The organism is Streptomyces sp. QH1-20 (assembly GCF_041283565.1).
GTDB lineage: Bacteria > Actinomycetota > Actinomycetes > Streptomycetales > Streptomycetaceae > Streptomyces > Streptomyces syringius.
This window is the reverse complement of the sequence record NZ_CP166299.1, coordinates 7,204,732-7,222,084: the sequence shown is the minus strand read 5'-3', so window position 1 is coordinate 7,222,084 and position 17,353 is coordinate 7,204,732. Positions and strand designations below refer to the sequence as shown.

The following is a 17,353-nucleotide window of genomic DNA, read 5'->3' as shown; positions in this document are numbered from 1 at the left end:
GAACGGCACGACGCCGGAGGGCGGGTCATCGGCGGACGGCGATCTGGTGGCGGTAGCTCTCCATCGGCAGTCCGCTCATCCACGGCACGATGCCCAGCTTGCTGAGCGCCTTGATCGTGGAAGGCGGCTGGTAGCCCGCGAACATGCCGCCGAACATGAGGATCTGGCTGTGCGCGACGACCTGCCGCATCAGCGGGTTCATCCGCTGCTTGCCCAGCATGGTGCGGAAGTGGCTGCCGGGTGCCATCCGGCGGCGTACCGCGGCGCGGACCCGGTCCGATATGTCGTGGTCGGCGGTCCACTCCAGGCCCTCGGTCTCCGCGGCCGCCTGCTTCATGGTCGCGGTGCGCTGCCGGGTGTAGACATCGATGTGGCTCAGGTAGCCGCCGGGGCGCAGCACGCGCGCGGCCTCGCTGAGGAACTTGCCGAGGTCGGGGTAGGTGTGGGAGCTCTCGATGTTGACGAGGACGTCCACCGAGCCGTCCTCGAAGGGCAGGTCCTCCGCGTCGCCGTGGACGAAGCGCAGCGCGTCGCCCCGGGACAGCGTGGCCGTGCCGCGGGCGATGGCCTTCGGTGACAGGTCCAGGCCGGTCATCCGGGCGCCGGGGGCGACCCTGGACAGGAAGTTCAGGCCCTCCCCCATGCCGCAGCCGACCTCCAGGACCTCCCGGCCGGCGTAGTCGTCCAGGTCGATCGGGAGGTCGCGCAGGGCGAGGAAGTAGAGCTGCTCGCTGAAGCCGTCGGTCCAGGGCTCGCCGAATCCGGGCACCCGGGCCCGGATCTCCTCGACGAGGTCGGCGTCGTACATGCCCCAGTTCCACAGGTCGCCCTTGCCGGACAGCGTGGCGGCCATGTCGTAGATGGTGGCGCTGGCGGACTTCATGCCGGCGGCCTTCGCGCCGCTCCGCGGGGCGCTGGACTCGGCGAGGTTGATGTCCGCGAGACCGCTGGTGAAGGCGGTCATGACGTCAGGGGTGGCACTCATGGGCGGTCTCCGATGGGCGAGGCGGGGTCGGTCACGCGCTGATGGTGTCGCCGCGCACCAGGCCGAAGCCCTCGGGCACCTCGGCGGGGTCCGAGCCCGTCGTGACGGGCCGGTTGTCCCTGTCGACGAACACCACGCTGGGCTTGTACGAGCGGGCGTTCTCCTCGCTCATGGACGCGTAGGAGATGATGATGACGAGGTCACCGGGGCTGATGAGGCGGGCGGCGGCGCCGTTGATGCCGATGATCCCGCTGTCGGCCTCCCCCTCGATGACGTAGGTGCTGAGCCGGTTGCCGTTGTCGATGTCGACGATGTCGACCTTCTCCCCGGGCAGCAGGTCGGCGGCGGCCATCAGGGTGGCGTCGATGGTGACGGAGCCGACGTAGTGCAGGTCCGCCTGGGTCACCGTGGCGCGGTGGATCTTGGACTTGAACATCTCTCGGTACATGGTCTCTCCGTTCAGCGGGGCACCGGCAGTTCGTGGGCGTCGGTCATCGCTCGTCCGTCTCCGGCGAGAGGTGCACGGGGAGCCGCTGCATGGCGAGCAGGTAGCGCGGGGCGAGCTCCGCCGGGTCGGCGGCCAGGCGCACGTCGGGGAACCGCTCGAACAGGGCGGTCAGCGCCACCTCGCCCTCGATCAGCGCGAGGCTGGCGCCCAGGCAGTAGTGGGCGCCGCGGCCGAAGCCCAGGTGCGGATTGTGCTCGCGCGTGAGGTCCAGGTCCGCCGGGCAGCCGAACTCGGCCGGGTCCCGGTTGGCGGCGGCCAGCACCACCTGGACGGCCTCGCCGGGCTGCACCGTCACCCCGCCGATCTCGACGGGCTCGGTGGCGAAGCGCCGGAAGGTGTGCTTCACCGGTGCGGTGTGGCGCACCAGTTCGGCGACCGCCCGGGAGGCGATGGAGGGGTCGTTCTTCAGCAGCTTCAGCTGGTCGGGGTGCTGGAGCAGGGTGAAGACACCGAGCGCGATGAGGTTGCGGACGGTTTCGTGGCCGGCCTGGACGAGCACCATGGCCAGGGCCACCAGTTCGTCGTCGGTCAGCCGGTCGCTGTCCTCCTCGTGGACCTGCACGAGCTCGGATATGAGGTCGTCCCGGGGCTCGGCCTTGCGGGCCTCGACCAGCTCCTTGGTCACCCGGGCCATGCCGCGCACCGCGGGGGCGAACTGTTCGGGGTTCGGGCGCAGGGCCTGGGCGAGCGTCTCGCTCCACTCGCGCCACTGTTCGCGGTAGTGCTCGTCGACGCCGAGCATCTCGCAGATGACGTTGATGGCCAGCGGGTGCGCGTAGTCCGCGATCAGGTCGGGCTCGGGCTTGTCGGCGAGGTCGTCCAGCAGCCGGTGCGCCATGGCCGTGACCGCCGGCGTCAGCGTCAGCATCCGCCGGGCGGACAGGGCGCGGGTGACGAGCCGCCGCACGCGCATGTGGTCGTCGCCGTCCATGGTCAGCAGGGTCGAGTCGAACATGTCGACGATGTCCTCGGGGATGCCCCGGCTGAGCATGGAGGCCCGGTGGGAGTCGCCCGGCGGCCGGCTGCGGAAGGTCGGCTCGCTCAGTACCGCCCTGACGTCCTGGTACCCCGTGGCCACCCAGACGTCGCTGCCGTCGGCGAACTTTCCCTTGCAGACCGGGCGGGGGCCGCCCAGCCACCGCTCGCCCGCCTCCGGGTCGGTGATGAACGCCGGGTCGGACAGGTCGAACTCGCTGGCCAGCTCGTCCGGATCGGTGGTGTGCTCCGGAGCGGAGGTTTCGGTCATGGGGTCGGCCTCGCTTTGCTCAGTTTCGTGTCGTGTTCGGTGTCGCTGGGTGGCCGGCGCCGGGTGTCGTCCGGCGCCGGCCAGGGGTCAGAGTGCCGGGCGGGCGACCGCGGCGGCCTCGGTCATCAGACGGTCGGCCAGCTCGTCGGCGTGCCGGTCCCGCCAGGCGTGCAGCGGTGTGTGCGCCAGCCAGCGGTTGCACGCGCCCAGCGCCGGTCCGCAGGGGATCTGGTAGTCGGCGGCGCGGCCCTGCGCCCCGTCGATCGCCCAGGTGCTCGCCTGCGCGCAGTACCAGCGGAAGACGAGCGCCATGCGCCGCTTGGGGTCGAGCGCCGGCTCGGCGGAGCGGCCGAGGCGGGCGTAGACGTCCTCGAAGGAGGCGCCCAGATAGTCGCGCTCCACCTTGGACCGCACCGCCGCGGGGACCGCGTCCCAGGAGTCGTAGTTGCGCCACAGGTCGTACAGCTTGCCCGCGCGGGCGTGGAAGAGCACGCCCTTGCGCAGCACGCGGGCCCGGCCGCCCAGTTCGAACAGGTCGCCGTAGGGCGCGAACGCGGTGTCGTGCACGTCGGCGTCCTGGAGCAGGTCCTTGGCGGCGGCGCTCATCCCGCTCTCGGCCGTGCACAGGTTGACGGAGCCGGTCAGGACGAAGTCGGCGCCCAGCACGAACGAGGCAGCGGCCGACTCGGGTGCGCCGATTCCGCCGCCGGCCCCGATGCGCACCCCCTCGGCGACACCGCCGAGCTCCGTGCGCAGCCGGCGCAGCGCGGGCAGCAGCGCCCACAGGGTCGCGAGGTCGGAGTGGTCGCCCGCGTCGCCCACCGCGCAGACGTCGTCGGCCAGCGCGACGCGCTCCCCGGCCGCGGCCTCCTCGGCGGTGAGCAGGCCCTCGGTCACCAGCTGCCGTGCCAGTGCGGCGGGCGGCGGGGAGAGGAACAGGCGGGCGGCATCCGGGCGGGTCACCTTCGCCAGGAGCTTGCGGGGCACGTGCGCCGTGCCGTCGGCGAGGACCCGGGCACCGGTCAGGCGGTGCCGGACCAGCGCGGGTGTCACCTCGACGTGGGTGGCGGCCTCCACGAACCGGACGTCGTGGCGGATCAGCACGTCCACCAGGTCGGCCTCGGCGCGCGGGTCGAAGGGGTCGTGCGTGACGTTGACGCCGAACGGTGCGCCGGCCGGGACGCGTTCGCGGATCCGGGCGACCGCCGTGGCCACGTCGGTGGCGGCGAGTCCCGAGGCACCGAAGTAGGAGAGCAGACCGGCCCCCGCCATCCGGGCGACCAGGTCGACCGAGCTGATGCCGCGGCGCATGCCGCCCGCGGCATAGGCGAGGCGGACCCCGTAGTCGCGCCGGAAGGCGTCCGACCCCAGCGACTCGGGGCGCGGGGCCGCGGGTTCGGTACGGACGGGCGCCGGCTGCCGCGGTGCGGCGGGCACGGAGAGGTCCGCGACCGGGAGCGCGGTCGCCTCGGTGCGGACCCGGGCGATGAGCTTGGTCAGCACCTGACCGGGGCCGAGCTCCCGCACCCGGAAGTCGCCCTGGCCCATCAGGAGCCGGACGCTGTCCGTCCAGCGCACCGGTGAGGCGATCTGGCGGCGCAGGGTGGCGGCCACCTCGCCCGCCTCGTAGGGCCGGGCGTCGACGTTGCTGATCACGGGGATCTTCGGTGCCGCGAACTCGGTGGCGTCGAGCAGCCGCCCGAACTCCTCGGCGGCCGCAGCCATGTACCGGCTGTGGAACGGCGCGCTGACGTTGAGCGGGGCGCAGCGGGCGCCGGCGTCCTTCAGCAGGGGAAGGGCCCGGTTGACCGCCTCCGCGGGACCGGCGATCACCGTCTGGGTCGGCGCGTTGTAGTTGGCGATGTCGAGCTCGGCGAGGCCGTTGTCCCGCAGGACCCGCTCGACGAGCGCGGCGTCGACCGCCGATACGGCGGCCATCGTGCCGCCCGTGACCTGTCCCATGAGCCGGCCGCGCTCGGCGACCAGGCGCAGCCCGGTCTCGAAGTCGAAGACGCCGGCGGCGAACAGGGCGGCGAACTCGCCGAGGCTGTGTCCGAGGATGTAGTCCGGCAGCCTCCCGCCCTCGCCGACGGCCGCCAGCCAGGTGAGGGAGTTGACGGCATACAGCGCGGGCTGGGTGTACCGCGTGTCGCGGAGGTTGCGGCCCGGATCCTGAAGGCACAGCTCCCTGAGGGAGTAGCCGAGCACGGCGTCGGCGCGGGCGACCAGGTCGGGGAAGCGGTCGAACACCTCCCGGCCCATGCCCTTGGCCTGCGCGCCCTGCCCGGGGAAGACGTAGACGTCGAGCGTCCGCCCGCCGGGGGCGGAATGGTCGGGCGTCACCGCGGGTGCGCTCACGGGTTTCACCTCGGTTCGTCGTGCGGGGGCGGCGGGTGCTTTGGGGGCCGCCAGGAGGGGGCGCGTGTCGAGCACGGCCCGGTACAGCACCTCGTCACGGGCGTACGGGGACAGCAGGGGCAGGACCTTGGACCGGCTGCCGTCCGGCAGGGCCGCGCGCACCAGGTTGGCCATCGACCCGGACGGCCCCAGGTCGAGGAAGAGCAGGTCGTCCTGGGCGAGCAGCGGGCCGAGGGCCCGGGTCAGGTCGAACGGCTCCCGCAGCACCTGCCACAGATGGGCGGGGTCGGGCAGGTGCACGGCCCCGCCGGTGGTGCCGGAGATCAGCGGGAGCGTGGCGGGCTTCATGGCCAGTTGGCCGATGAGGTCCTTGAACGGGCCCTCCACCGGGTCGATCAGGGGCGAGTGGAAGGGGAACAGCACGGGCAGCCGCTGGCAGAGCGTGCCGGTGGCCGTGAGGTGCCGCTCGATGCGGTCCAGGTCGTCGGCCGTTCCCGCCAGGACGAAGTTGTCCGGCGAGTTGACCGCGGCCACGTGCGCCGTCGCCAGGACGGGGTCGCGCCGGGCGAGACCGACGTCGGACAGGACCGCGAGCATGCCCCCGCGGGGGCACTCGGCCTCGAACAGGTCGACCTGGCGCAGCAGGGAGCGCAGGCACTCCCGGGGGTCGACCACGCCCGCGACGGCCGCGGCCGCGACCTCGCCCAGGCTGGCACCGAGCACCGCACCGGGTTCGAAGCCGTGCGACCGCAGCATCTCCGCCAGGGCGTACTCGACCATGAAGATCGCCGGCTGGGTGAGCGCGAAGCGCGTCATCGGGAGCTCGGGGCCGTGGCCGCCGCCGTGGATGGCCTCGATGACCGAGTCGCCGCGTACGTCACGGACGACCGCGTCGAGGGAGTCGAGGGCGGCGCGGAAGACGGGGTCGGCCCCGTACAGCCACTTGCCCATGCCGTGGTACTGCGAGCCCTGCCCCGCGAACAGGAAGACGGGCGTGAGCATCATCCGGCACGCAGGGAGGACTCGAGGACCTTGTGCCCCGTCGGCAGCTGGGCCACGGACTCCACCGTGAAGCCGGCCTCCTCCAGGGCGCGGCGCATGCCCGCCTCGTCCAGGCCGATGGTGCCCTCGTCGCAGGCCACGGCCTGGAACATCGCCCGCCAGCCGTCGATGTCGTTCTCCACCAGCGGCTCCACCACCAGCAGCCGGGCGCCGTCGGCGCTGTCGGCCATGGCGGTGGCGACGGTGCGCAGGATGCGGACGCAGTTGTCGTACGTCCAGTCGTGCAGCACGTTCTTCAGCAGATAGCGGTCGGCGCCCGCGGGGACCTCGGCGAAGAAGTCGCTCGGTGTGAAGGTGATGCGCTCCAGGACGCCCTTGTCGGTGACCCGGTCCAGGGCTTCGTGGCCACGGGCGCAGACACTGGCCCGGTCGGCCACGGTGCCGCGCAGACCGGGGTGGGCGGCCAGGAGGCCGGGCAGCAGGCCGCCACTGCCGCCGCCGACGTCGACGACGGTGGAGACGCCGCTGAAGTCGTGCGCGCCGAGCAGGCACTGGGCGACCGGCACGGCCAGGTCGATCATTCCCTGGTCGAACAGCTCCGCGGTCTCGGGGTGGTTCTCCAGGTAGCCGTAGAGCGACTGCCCGAAGACCTCCTGGAAGCCCGACCGTCCCGTCTTGACGGTGTGCATCAGGCCGCCGAAGGCGTCGTCGTACAGTTCGGCGGCGAGGATGGCGAAGTGGCGCTGGGTCATGGGGTGGTCGGCGCGCAGCGGGGCGTAGGCCTCGGACAGCCGGAACTTCTCGCCGTCCCGCTCCAGCACACCGGGCACGGTGAGCATCTGGAGCAGGCGGTGGAGCACGTCCGGGTCGGTCTCGGTGCGCTTGGCGAGCTCCGCGGACGACATCGAACCCCCGTCGAGGATGTCCGCTATCTCCAGCCGGGCGGCGACCGCCAGGGCCCGGGCGAACCAACCGCTGACGGCGAGCTTGAGGATTTCCATGGGATGTCTCTCTTTCACAGGTCCCGTCAGGCGAGCCGGCGCAGCCGGTCGACCAGCGCGGCAGGGGTCGGGGTCTCGAACACGTCGGTCAGGGCGAGCCGGACGCCGGTGATGTCCTTGATCCGCTGGGCGAGCGTGACGGCCAGCAGTGAGTGTCCGCCGTTGGCGAAGAAGTGGGTACCGGCGTCCACGTCCTGGCGTTCGAGCAGTTCGGCGAAGAGGCCGACGACGGTCGTGGTGAGGTCGTCGTCGCCCGCACCGGCCGCACCGCCGCCGGCGGCCGGGCCCCGGTGCTGCGCCGCTTGTTCGGCGAGGGCCAGGTAGTCGACCTTGTCGCTGCCGGTCCGGGGGAAGGCCTCCACGGCGATGAACTGGTGCGGTACCACCGAGCGCGGGAGCTGCCCGCGGGCGTGGTCCCAGAGCTCGGCCGCGGCCTCGGGGCGGCCGGGCATCCGGACGAACGCGGCCAGGGAGCCGTCGGCGCTCGGGTCGCCGACGACCACGACGGCCGCGGCCTCGACGTCGGGGTGGGCCAGCAGGACCGCCTCCACCTCCGCCAGTTCGATCCGGTTGCCGCGCAGCTTGACCTGCCGGTCGACCCTGCCGAACAGGTCGATCCGGCCGTCCGGCCGCCAGCAGGCCACGTCCCCGGAGCGGTGGAACCGGCCGTACTCGGCGTTCTCGCCGAAGCGTTCCGCGGTCAGCTCGGGCCGCCCGTGGTAGCCGGAGGCGACGCCCGTGCCCGCGACACAGAGCTCGCCCCGGAGGCCGACCGGCAGCGGCCTGCCGTGCGGGTCGGCGATGAAGACCTGGGTGTTGGCGATGGGTGAGCCGACGTCCACCCGCCCGCCGCGGTCGGCGCTCATGCGTCCCGCGGTGGCCCAGATCGTGCTCTCGGTGGGTCCGTAGACGTTCCACAGCTCGGCGCCGGCCGCGAGCAGCGTGGCGGCCAGCTCGGCGGGCAGGGGTTCGCCGCCGGTGAGGACGGTGCGGCCGGCCAGTGTCTCGGCGGCCTCGCGGGCGACGAGCCGCCAGGTGGTGGGGGTCGCCTGCAGCAGACCGATGTCGTGGGCGGCCACGGCGGCGGACAGCAGGCCGCCGTCGGTCCGTGCCTCGTCCGGGATGACGACCGTGTGTCCGCCGTGGAGCAGCGGCATCATCAGTTCGAGCGAGGAGGTGTCGAAGCTGTAGGTGCTGAGCCAGCCCGTGGGGCGCGTCGATCCCGCCACGCCGAACCGGTCGGCGTAGTCGACGATGTGGTTGACGAGGCTGCGGTGCCGGATCGGGATGCCCTTGGGCTTGCCGGTCGACCCGGAGGTGTAGATCACGTAGGCGAGGGCGTCGGGTTCGGCCGCCGCTGCCGCCGCGACGTCCACCGGCGCGTCGGGGACGTTCTCCCAGTCGACGGCGGGCACGGTGGCGCGGCCTTCCGGAGCGGTGATCCCCGCCCCGGCTATCACGGTGCGGGCCCCGGCGTCGTCGAGCTGGTACGCCAGCCGCTCCACGGGGTGGTTGGGGTCGAGCGGCAGGTAGGCGGCGCCCGCGAGCCAGGTGCCGAAGACCGAGGCGGCCAGCGCCGCGCCGCGCGGCAGGAGCAGCGCGACGACGTCGCCGGGCCGCACGCCGGCCGCGGTCAACCGGGCGGCGGTGTCGACGGCGGCGGACCACAGCGTGCCGTACGTCGCCGTGCGGTCGCCGTCGCGGACGGCCACGGCCGTGGGGTCCTTGGCGGCGCGCTGGGCGAACCCGGCGAGCACCGAGGGTGTTTCGATGACGCGGTCCGTGGCGTTGGCCGCCTCGATGATCGCGTGGTCCCGCGGTGACCAGACCGGCAGCGCGGCGAGGGGGGCGTCCACCGAGGCGCCCAGCGCGACGAGCAGGGCGTCGTAGCGCTGGACCATCAGCTCGACGTCCGACCGGTCCAGCACGCCGGTGTAGAACACCGCGCGCACGGTGGCCGTGTCCTTGTTGGCGGAGACGAAGAATTCGAGGTCGAACTGGCTGAAACCGTTCTCCACCACGATGAGTTCGGCCTCGGCGCCGGCGACGGTGAAGGTGCGCTGGTCGTCGACGAAGGGCACGTAGTTGAACACGTGCTTGAACAGGCCGTTGCGCCAGCCGGAACCGTCGCGCTCGACCATGTCGAGGACGTCGTCGGCCGCGACGTCCTTGTGTGCCATGGCCTCCATGAACGTCCGCCGGGTCAGGGCGGTGAGGTCCCGGAAGCTCGCGTCCGACTCGAGCAGCAGACGCAGGGTGACGAGGTTGCTGTGGTAGCCGACCGTGTCCACCGCCTCGCGGGGGCGGGTGTTCACCGGGGAGCCGATGGTCAGGTCGGGGCCGGCGCCGTGGGCGGCGAGGAGCACCGCGTAGGCGGTGAGGAGGACGACCGATTCCGGCGCCCGCAGTTCGCGCTGGAGGCGGCGCACCACCGCGTGGGCCTCGGGCGACAGGACGTGGGTGACCTCGTCGCCCCGGAGGGTGGTGACGGCCTGTTCCCGCTGCTCGCAGCGGAGTTCCAGCCCCGAGGAGCGGAAGCCGGCCATCTGCTCGCGCCAGTACTCCCGGCTCGCGTCCGACGGTTCGGGCTCGTGCCAGGCGGGCACCTCGGCGGGCACGGGCGGCTCACCGGCGGCACACGCCTCGTAGAGGGACACGAACTCGGCGCGCAGGATGGCCGTCGACTGGACGTCCGACACGGCGTGGTGGACCGCCAGGCACAGGACGTCCCCGTCCTGTCCGTGCAGCAGCAGCGCCCGCAGGAGCGGGCTGCCGTCCGTGGCGAAGGGCCTGGCCACGAAGGCCGTCAGGACGGCTCGTTCGGCGGCCTCGTCCCCGTGGTGGTCCGCTTCCTCCAGGGCGACGGCCAGGGACGGCACGACGGACTTGGTCAGACCGGTGTCGTCGCGGTGGAACACCGTCCGCAGCACCTCGAAGCGGGCCGGGAGGAGCTGGAGGGCTCGCGCGACGGCGGCGGGGTCGAGGCGGCCGCGCACCCGGAACGCGAGCGAGAGGTTGCTCGCGCCGCTGTCCGGGACCAGCTCGTCGAGCAGCCAGAGGGTGCTCTCCTTGCGGGACGGACGGACGTGGCCGTCGGGAAGTCCGAGGCTCACGCGTGGGCCTCCGGGCGGTCGGCCAGGACACCGGCCACCGACTCGGCGACGGCGGGGGTGCGCAGCAGATCGCGGTGCTCGACCTCGAAGCGCCGCTCGTCCCCGATCTCGATGGGCGTGATGCCCGGCGTCGCGCGCAGGCGGTTCAGCCCGCTCTGCTCGCTGGCGGACGTGATCACCGTGGCCCGCGCCCAGCCGGGACGCGGGTCGAGACCGGCGGCGGTGGCGAGATAGGCCATGAACGAGCCGACCAGTTGGACCAGTTCGCCCGCGTAGTCCTCGTCCAGTCCGGCGCGTCGGAGCGCCGCGGTGCCGATGGGCCGGAAGGCCGCGTAGAGCCCGGCCGCGAATTCGGCCGGCTCGATACCGGGCTTCGCGACGAGTTGCTCCGCGGCGCCGGTCAGCTCACTGATTTCCTCGGCCGTCAGAACGGTGGTCATATTGCCGATCACCCGCCCGAACTGGAGGTGAACGGTGGGTACATCGACCAGCTCGGGGTCGAAGACGACCACGCGGGGGGCGGTGGACTGGCGCGCGGCGATCTTCTCGGCGAGCACGCCGGCGAACACCGATCCCGCGCAGTAGCCCAGAACCGCGCGGACCGTCCGTCCGCTCGCCGCGACCTCCGAGAGCCAGGGCTCGAGGTACGCGTCGTCCAGGGCGTCCGTCTCGGGATCGCGGACCGGTGCGACCGTCTGCCACAGATCGCAGTCCAGTTGGAGACCGGGCGCCAGATCGGCGAATCCACCCTCGTTTCGGCCGGTCACCGGAAAATCGGCGGCGAGCACAATGTCGGTGTCAGCTCCTGAATCGAGCACGACATTCCACACGGTGGGGCTGGGCATATGAATTCCCCCGAATGTCAAAAAGTCTTCGGCTAATTCCTCGACCATGTCCGGTCAGGCCAGGCTGGATCCTAGGGGCAGGCAATCCGCTCTGTCCACAGCAAACGATCATGGACCGAACCGGGACAGACCTCACGGAAACCACCGAGTGGATTTGAGCCACGGCCGATGAATTTCAGACATGCAGTGAGGGAGTTCCAGACATGCGGCCATCGCATTTCAGCCGCATTGACCAGCGGGTTCGCCGGGAATCACCGGTCCGGCCGCACACACCGGGACTTCATGCCGGACGGCCGTCGACGCCCGTTGGAAACTCCTGAATGTCAGCTTTTGCGGCGTGACGGACCCCATACGCACAGTCGGCAACGCCCCACGTCATCGGTCGTTACCGGCCATCGCGCATCATCTGCCGCCGGGTCGGCAAAGAGCCGGACCGGGCCCTGGGGGCGCATGTGTAACGTTCGGCGTGCGTGACAGCCGTTGCCGGGGGTGTGAGGAGGGGGCAGTGAGCGGGATAGTGATCCATCTGCCGCAGGAGAGCGGCGTCGCCGGCGGGGGGCCGTGCGGTGAAGCGGTGACCTTGCGGCTCGGCCCGGGGGAAGTGGCGCGCTTCGGGCGGGGATCGGCGACGACCCCGGTCGAACTCCGCCTCGCCGACGAGGCGATCTCCCGGCTGGCGGGCGAGATACGGGTGACCGACGATCATTGGCAGCTCAGCAACCACAGCACGACCCAGAGCTATGTGGTGGAGAACCCGGAGGGGGCCGGGGAGTATCTGCGGGTGCCGCCCCGACGGGCCGGAGCGCCCATCCCCTTCGAGTTCTCCCGGGTCGTGCTGCCCGCACGCCACGGCACCACCGTCGCCTTCCAGGTGTTCGCACCCGATCACGTCTATATGGACCCGCACGAGACGGGCGGTCCCTGGGGGACCCGCACCGTCACCGCCTACTCCCTGGACGAGACGGCCACCTACTTCCTGGTGCTGGTCGCGCTCTGCGAACCGCGGCTGCGTGACGAGTCGGCGGTCGCGGTACCGACCACTCCCCAGATCGTCGAGCGGCTCAGAGCGCACGCCGCCTGCGGCCGGCTGACGGCCCGGGCCGTCAGCTCGCACATCGACTACCTGGCCGGGGAGAAGATGCGCATCAGCGCCCCGGCCGGGAGCGAACCGGGCAGGGAGGCGCGCCGCAACGGCAAGCGGGAGGCGATCGTCGGACTCGCCCTGCGGTTCGGGCTCGTACGGGAGGAACATCTCGCGCTGCTGCCGCCCCGGGCCGGATCGGGCCCGCGGGGGCGGGAGACGGTGGGGTGAGACCGATGGGACCGACGATACTGATGAGACTGATGAGACGCGGCCCCGGACGCAGACCAACGGGCAGCGGCAGCGCTCAGCGGTACGCCCGGCGGACCGGAGGGGGAAACGGTGCGGGCTCCGGCCGGCTCATCGGGGGGTGAGCGCACACCGCCGCTGCCGCGTGGATACCGCGTCGGCAGCTGGGAGGTCACCGAGCCCATCGCGTCCGGTGGCTGGGGAACGGTCTACGCGGGACGCCCCGTCGACGACGGCGCGGATCCGACAGCGGGTCAGGAAGACGTCGCGCTCAAGTTCTTACCGACCGAAGGGCTCGCACCGCGTCAGGCCCGCCGGGTCGCCGAAACCGCCCGCCGTGAGGTGGAATTCGGCCTCCGGGCCCGCCATCCCAGGCTGATCCGTCTGCTGGGCTCCCTCGTGCTCAGTGACCCGGGGCACCCGTTCCTGGACGGTGCGATCGTCCTGGTCATGGAGCGGGCCGCCCGCAGTCTGCGGGACCTGCTCGCCACGGACGTGGCCGAGGCCGAGGGCGCCCGGCTGCTCACCGAGATCTGTGAGGGCCTGGCCCATCTGCACCGCAGTGGCTGGGTGCACGGCGACCTCAAACCGGACAACGTCCTGATCATGGCCGACGGCTCCGTCAAGCTGTCGGACTTCGGACTCGTCACGGAACTGACCGGCACCCGCGGTACCCACGGCTACGGGCCCCCGATGGGCACGTTCGACTACCTCCCGCCCGAGCGCTGGAAGGCCCCGCTCGGCGAGCACGGTGTGCACGTCCGGCCGAGCGTCGACATCTGGGCTCTGGGCATCGTGATCCACGAGATGTTCACCTCGGGCGCCTCGCCGTTCCCCGGGGCCACGCCGGTCTCGCGCGCGGCCGCGGCACAGGAGTACGCCGACGGACGGGCGCCGTTGCGCATGGACAACGCCGTACCGCCGTTCTGGCGGGCGCTGGCCGCCGACTGCCTGGCACCGACCCATGACGCGCGGGCCGCGCACACCGCGGAGAGTCTGCTGGCGCGCATCACCGCCCGGCAGGACACGGAAGCAGAGCCTGCCGATGAGGCGGGGGGCCGGGCTCCCTCCGGGGCCGCGCGCCCTCCGGCAGGCCGACGCCGAAGAACCCGCGCCGGACAGGCCCTGGTGGCCCTCGCGGTGTGCGGGGCGGTCGCGGCGGGCTGGTGGTACGCCGCGCGCGACGGCGGATCCGCCTCGTCGGCCGGAACCGGCGGGCACGCCGCCACGGCATCGGCCGGCACGGAGTCCGGCGCCGCGGGCCGCATCCGCGTCTTCAACACCGAACCCTCCTGCGGTGACCGCGAGGACCGGAACCCGGAGTGCAGTCTCGGCCTGGCCATCGACCCCTTGCGGCCGTACACCATCGACAACGTCGTACCGACCCGGGTCTGGCACGGTGACGTCCTTGCCGTCGACTGCCAACTCCCCAAGGGGGTACCGATCGTCGACGAGGTGGGCACCTGGTCCGCCCAGTGGTTCCGGGTCCGTCTCCGGTCCGGCTCCACCCGGTCCACGGCATGGCTGCCCGCCGTGCGGACGAAGGACCGCCCCGCGATCCCCACGTGCCCGCGCCCCACGCCCGGCCGGTGACACACCTCTCCTTGGCACACCTCTCCTTCGCGCCTCTCCTCGCTACGTACACGAACAGCTCTATCGCGGGGCACCGGGCGCCGTCACCCCGGAAGGTTCCGGATGCCGGATCGCGGTGCCCCGCGACTACCTTGCGGCTCCGTCGGTCCCCGGACCGCGCTCACACGTGACACGACTCGTACAGGGGGAACGAAACAGTGCACCTGCGCAGCATGAGAACGCTCCTGCTCGGCGGAGTCCTCGCCGTCACCGCCCTCGCCCCGGCGCCGGCCGCCACCGCGGCCCCGGCGCGCGCCGACGACGCCGTCCAGTCCTTCAGGAACCAGGCCACGGGCCGCTGCATCGACGACACCAACAACGGCTTCCGCACCTGGAGCTGCAACGGCTCCACTCCGCAGAAGTGGTCCATCCACGTCTGGGGCGACGGAACCCGCCAGTTGAAGAGCCTGAACACGGGCCGCTGTGTCGAGGACACCGACAACGGTTTCCGGACCGTCGCCACCTGCGGCTCGCAACCGGAGCAGAGCTGGTGGATCAAGGTCTGGGACGACGGCACCGTCCGCTTCCAGAACCAGGCCACGGGCCGCTGCATCGACGACAGCAGCCTGGGCTTCCGCACCTGGGCGTGCAACAACACCCCGTACCAGAGCTGGTCCTGACGGCCTCTTCTCGAGGGGGGCAGTCATGAGATCACTGATCCTTCAGCGTGTGACCAGGGCGATGGCGCTGACGCTGGCGGCCCTCGTCGCCCTGGTGACCCTGGCACCGACCGCGAGCGCGTCGGACACGGACGGGCCGATCGGGCGGGGCGAGGTCATGGACCGCGCCTGGTCATGGATCGCCGAGCGGGTGCCGTACAGCCAGAGCGGCTGCCATCGCAACCAGTTCGGCTGCTACCGCCCGGACTGCTCGGGCTATGTGTCGATGGCGTGGCACCTGGGGTCGTCCTTGACCACCTGGAGTCTGTGGAACGTCACCTCCGAGATCCCGGCGGGCGATCTGCAACCCGGTGACGCCCTGCTGCGGGACTCGGGCGGCACGGACCATGTGGCGCTGTTCGTCCGGTGGGCGGACGCCGCGCACACCCAGCCGGTGGTACGCGAGACCTACGACTTCGGGCACGTGCCGGAGGAGCGGGTGTGGGGCGACGGCCTCCGGGGGTTCTCTCCCCGCCGCTACCACCGTCTGGACGACCTGATGCCCTACGGCGCGATCAGGGTGAAGTACGACGGCATGGGTGGCCTGGGCAGCACGCTGGGGCCGCCGATCACGGGTGAGCGCGACGCCTTGATGGGCGGACGGTTCCAGCAGTTCCGGAACGGAATCATCATCTGGCATCCGGACGAGGCCTACGCGATCCACGGTGACATCCTGAACAAGTTCTGGGCCACGGACGCCGAACGCCGCTGGGGCTTCCCCACGATGGACGAGGCCGAGGCCGCACAGGCACCCGACGGGACGCGCGGCCGGTACCAGTTCTTCGAAAAGGGACTCTTCCTCTGGTCACCACAGACCGGCGCCCACACCGTCCACGGAGAGATCTACAAAGCCTTCCACGCCGCCGGCCACGAAGCGGCGCTGGGGTACGCCGTGACGGACGAGATGGACGAGCCGGGCGGCAAGGCCCAGAAATTCCAGAAGGTCACCATCCACTGGACCCCCGCCAAGGGGACCTGGATCACCAACAACTGACGCGTTATTACTCCCTTTCCGACCTGGAGGTCATGATGAGCGAGCAGCGCCCTTCCCGCAGAGGTGTCCTGAAGGCTGTCGGCGGTCTGTCCGCGGCGATGGCGGTGGGCGGCGGAACCGTCCTCGCGACGGCGTCGTCGGCCAGTGCGGCCGGTGACGGTCACGGACTGCGCATCGTGGAAGCGGGCGAGAGCGACCCCCGCATGTGGTACTACCGGTTCGAGACCGCGGCGATCGGCTGGAAGCCCGCCGTCAACGTCCTGCTCCCCGACGACTACCACCACAGCGGACGCCGCTATCCCGTGCTGTACCTGCTCCACGGCGGCGGGGGCGACTTCATCGAGTTCGACCGCCTGCCCGAGGGGGGCATCCGGGCGTGGACCGCCGGCAAGCCCATGATCGTCGTGATGCCCGACGGCGGGCGCACGGGCTGGTACTCCAACCCGGTCACCTCCTTCGTGGGCCCCCGGAACTGGGAGCACTTCCACATCGAGCAACTGATCCCGTGGATCGACGACAACTTCCGGACGTACAACGAGTACGACGGCCGCGCCGTCTCCGGGTTCTCGATGGGCGGCTTCGGCGCGCTGAAGTACGCCGCCAAGTACTGGGGCCACTTCGCCTCGGTGAGCGCCCATTCCGGCCCGGCCAGCCTGCGCGGTCGCGGCGACATCATCGTCCATTGGGCCAACGCGACCTCCGCACTCGACCTGGGCGGCGGCACCGTCTACGGCGTGCCCTGGGACCAGAACCGGGTCAGCGCCGACAACCCGTGCCAGCGCATCGAGAGTTACCGGAACAAGCGGGTCTTCATGGTCGCCGGTACCACCCCCGAACGCATCTGGGACCGGCTGAACGAGGTCAACGTGCTCGACACCCAGCGAGAGTTCCGCGGCCTCCTCGACCGCGCCGGCATCCCGCACGAGTCGCACGAGCGGGACGGCGGCCACTGGGTCCGCCCGGACCTCTTCCGCCATGACCTCGACGGCATCATCGGCCGTCTCCGCAAGGCGTAGGACCGGCCGTGCGGCGACGGTGCCCCGCCAGTTCCACCGTGGTGCTCACGCGGACCAGTGCGGGGCGTCGGGGCACCGAGGCGGATCCGAACCGTACGGGCGGTTCCACCGCTGCGATGTGCCCGAGGTCCGCGCCCTGCCATCGGGCTTCGCTTTCGGTGAGGGGCAGCAGGTCCCGGGCGCCGTAGAACTGCCGTCGGCCTGCCTGCGCGCTGCCGTGGGTACGCAGACCCAGCAGCCGGGCGGGCAGGTCGGCGCAGCGGACCCAGAGCGGGTGCGTGGCCGCGGTGGCGGGCACCGAGCGCAGGAGCTGTCCCAGGGCGCCGCGGGCCCCGGTGGTGAAGTGCCAGACGAGCGGGCCGGCGGTCACCGACCAGTGGGTGTCCGCCCGTTCCACCGCCACCGGGTGGATGTGTACCCCGTCGAAGCTGTAGGTCGAGCTGACGAAGTCCGCTGTCTGTTCCGTGGGGGCGAGGAGAAGGCGCGTTCCGTCCCCGTGCTCGACCATGACGTCACTGAAGGGTCCGAAGGGCGACCGCGGCCAGTGCCCCAGCACCATGCGGGTGCCCGCCGCGGTACCCGCACCCGCGATCCAGCCGTCGAACAGCAGCCGCGTCGCCTTGCGCATACCCACCAGTGTCCCGCGGATACCAGCCGTACGCAG

Annotated in this window: 13 protein-coding genes; 5 read left to right on the top strand and 8 right to left on the bottom strand. The window is 71.8% G+C overall.

Annotated elements, in window-relative coordinates; all coding sequences use genetic code 11:
• Positions 1 to 25: 25 nt before the first annotated feature.
• From AB8O64_RS32530 to AB8O64_RS32500, 7 genes are all read right to left on the bottom strand, one after another.
• On the bottom strand, positions 26 to 985 hold the full coding sequence (locus AB8O64_RS32530) for a methyltransferase domain-containing protein (protein ID WP_362208581.1): 960 nt from the start codon (positions 983 to 985) through the stop codon (positions 26 to 28).
• Positions 986 to 1,016: 31 nt separating this feature from the next.
• The gene (gene panD / locus AB8O64_RS32525) at positions 1,017 to 1,433 is read right to left on the bottom strand and encodes an aspartate 1-decarboxylase (RefSeq protein ID WP_356449935.1); all 417 of its coding nucleotides are present in this window, start codon (positions 1,431 to 1,433) and stop codon (positions 1,017 to 1,019) included.
• A 43-nt stretch (positions 1,434 to 1,476) separates the two neighbouring features.
• Complete coding sequence (locus AB8O64_RS32520) at positions 1,477 to 2,739, bottom strand: cytochrome P450 (protein WP_370423198.1); 1,263 nt, start codon at positions 2,737 to 2,739, stop codon at positions 1,477 to 1,479.
• An 87-nt stretch (positions 2,740 to 2,826) separates the two neighbouring features.
• The gene (gene fabD, locus AB8O64_RS32515) at positions 2,827 to 6,102 is read right to left on the bottom strand and encodes an ACP S-malonyltransferase (protein ID WP_370423197.1); all 3,276 of its coding nucleotides are present in this window, start codon (positions 6,100 to 6,102) and stop codon (positions 2,827 to 2,829) included.
• The gene (locus AB8O64_RS32510) at positions 6,099 to 7,100 is read right to left on the bottom strand and encodes a methyltransferase (protein WP_370423195.1); all 1,002 of its coding nucleotides are present in this window, start codon (positions 7,098 to 7,100) and stop codon (positions 6,099 to 6,101) included. Before AB8O64_RS32510 ends, fabD begins: the two co-directional genes overlap by 4 nt.
• Positions 7,101 to 7,126: 26 nt before the next feature.
• Positions 7,127 to 10,213, bottom strand: coding sequence for an amino acid adenylation domain-containing protein (locus tag AB8O64_RS32505; RefSeq protein WP_370423193.1), 3,087 nt, complete (start codon positions 10,211 to 10,213; stop codon positions 7,127 to 7,129).
• Positions 10,210 to 11,058, bottom strand: a complete 849-nt coding sequence (locus AB8O64_RS32500; protein ID WP_370423192.1) for a hypothetical protein — start codon at positions 11,056 to 11,058, stop codon at positions 10,210 to 10,212. Before AB8O64_RS32500 ends, AB8O64_RS32505 begins: the two co-directional genes overlap by 4 nt.
• Before the next feature lie 505 nt (positions 11,059 to 11,563).
• Between AB8O64_RS32500 and AB8O64_RS32495 the strand changes: the two genes are divergently transcribed.
• From AB8O64_RS32495 to AB8O64_RS32475, 5 genes are all read left to right on the top strand, one after another.
• Positions 11,564 to 12,370, top strand: coding sequence for a serine/threonine protein kinase (locus AB8O64_RS32495; protein WP_370423190.1), 807 nt, complete (start codon positions 11,564 to 11,566; stop codon positions 12,368 to 12,370).
• Positions 12,371 to 12,481: 111 nt separating this feature from the next.
• A complete protein-coding gene (locus AB8O64_RS32490) occupies positions 12,482 to 13,981 on the top strand; it encodes a serine/threonine-protein kinase (protein WP_370423188.1) in 1,500 nt (499 codons plus the stop codon).
• 212 nt (positions 13,982 to 14,193) lie between these two features.
• Positions 14,194 to 14,640 carry an RICIN domain-containing protein gene (locus AB8O64_RS32485; RefSeq protein WP_370423186.1) on the top strand — a complete coding sequence of 149 codons (447 nt, stop codon included), beginning with the start codon at positions 14,194 to 14,196 and terminating at the stop codon, positions 14,638 to 14,640.
• A gap of 49 nt (positions 14,641 to 14,689) precedes the next feature.
• Positions 14,690 to 15,673, top strand: coding sequence for a hypothetical protein (locus tag AB8O64_RS32480; RefSeq protein ID WP_370423184.1), 984 nt, complete (start codon positions 14,690 to 14,692; stop codon positions 15,671 to 15,673).
• A 35-nt stretch (positions 15,674 to 15,708) separates the two neighbouring features.
• Positions 15,709 to 16,689, top strand: coding sequence for an alpha/beta hydrolase (locus AB8O64_RS32475; RefSeq protein ID WP_370423182.1), 981 nt, complete (start codon positions 15,709 to 15,711; stop codon positions 16,687 to 16,689).
• On the opposite strand, the gene AB8O64_RS32470 is transcribed toward AB8O64_RS32475, so the two are convergent.
• Positions 16,664 to 17,317 carry a hypothetical protein gene (locus AB8O64_RS32470; RefSeq protein ID WP_370423181.1) on the bottom strand — a complete coding sequence of 218 codons (654 nt, stop codon included), beginning with the start codon at positions 17,315 to 17,317 and terminating at the stop codon, positions 16,664 to 16,666. The two genes, AB8O64_RS32475 and AB8O64_RS32470, sit on opposite strands and share 26 nt — an antisense overlap.
• Positions 17,318 to 17,353: the final 36 nt, after the last annotated feature.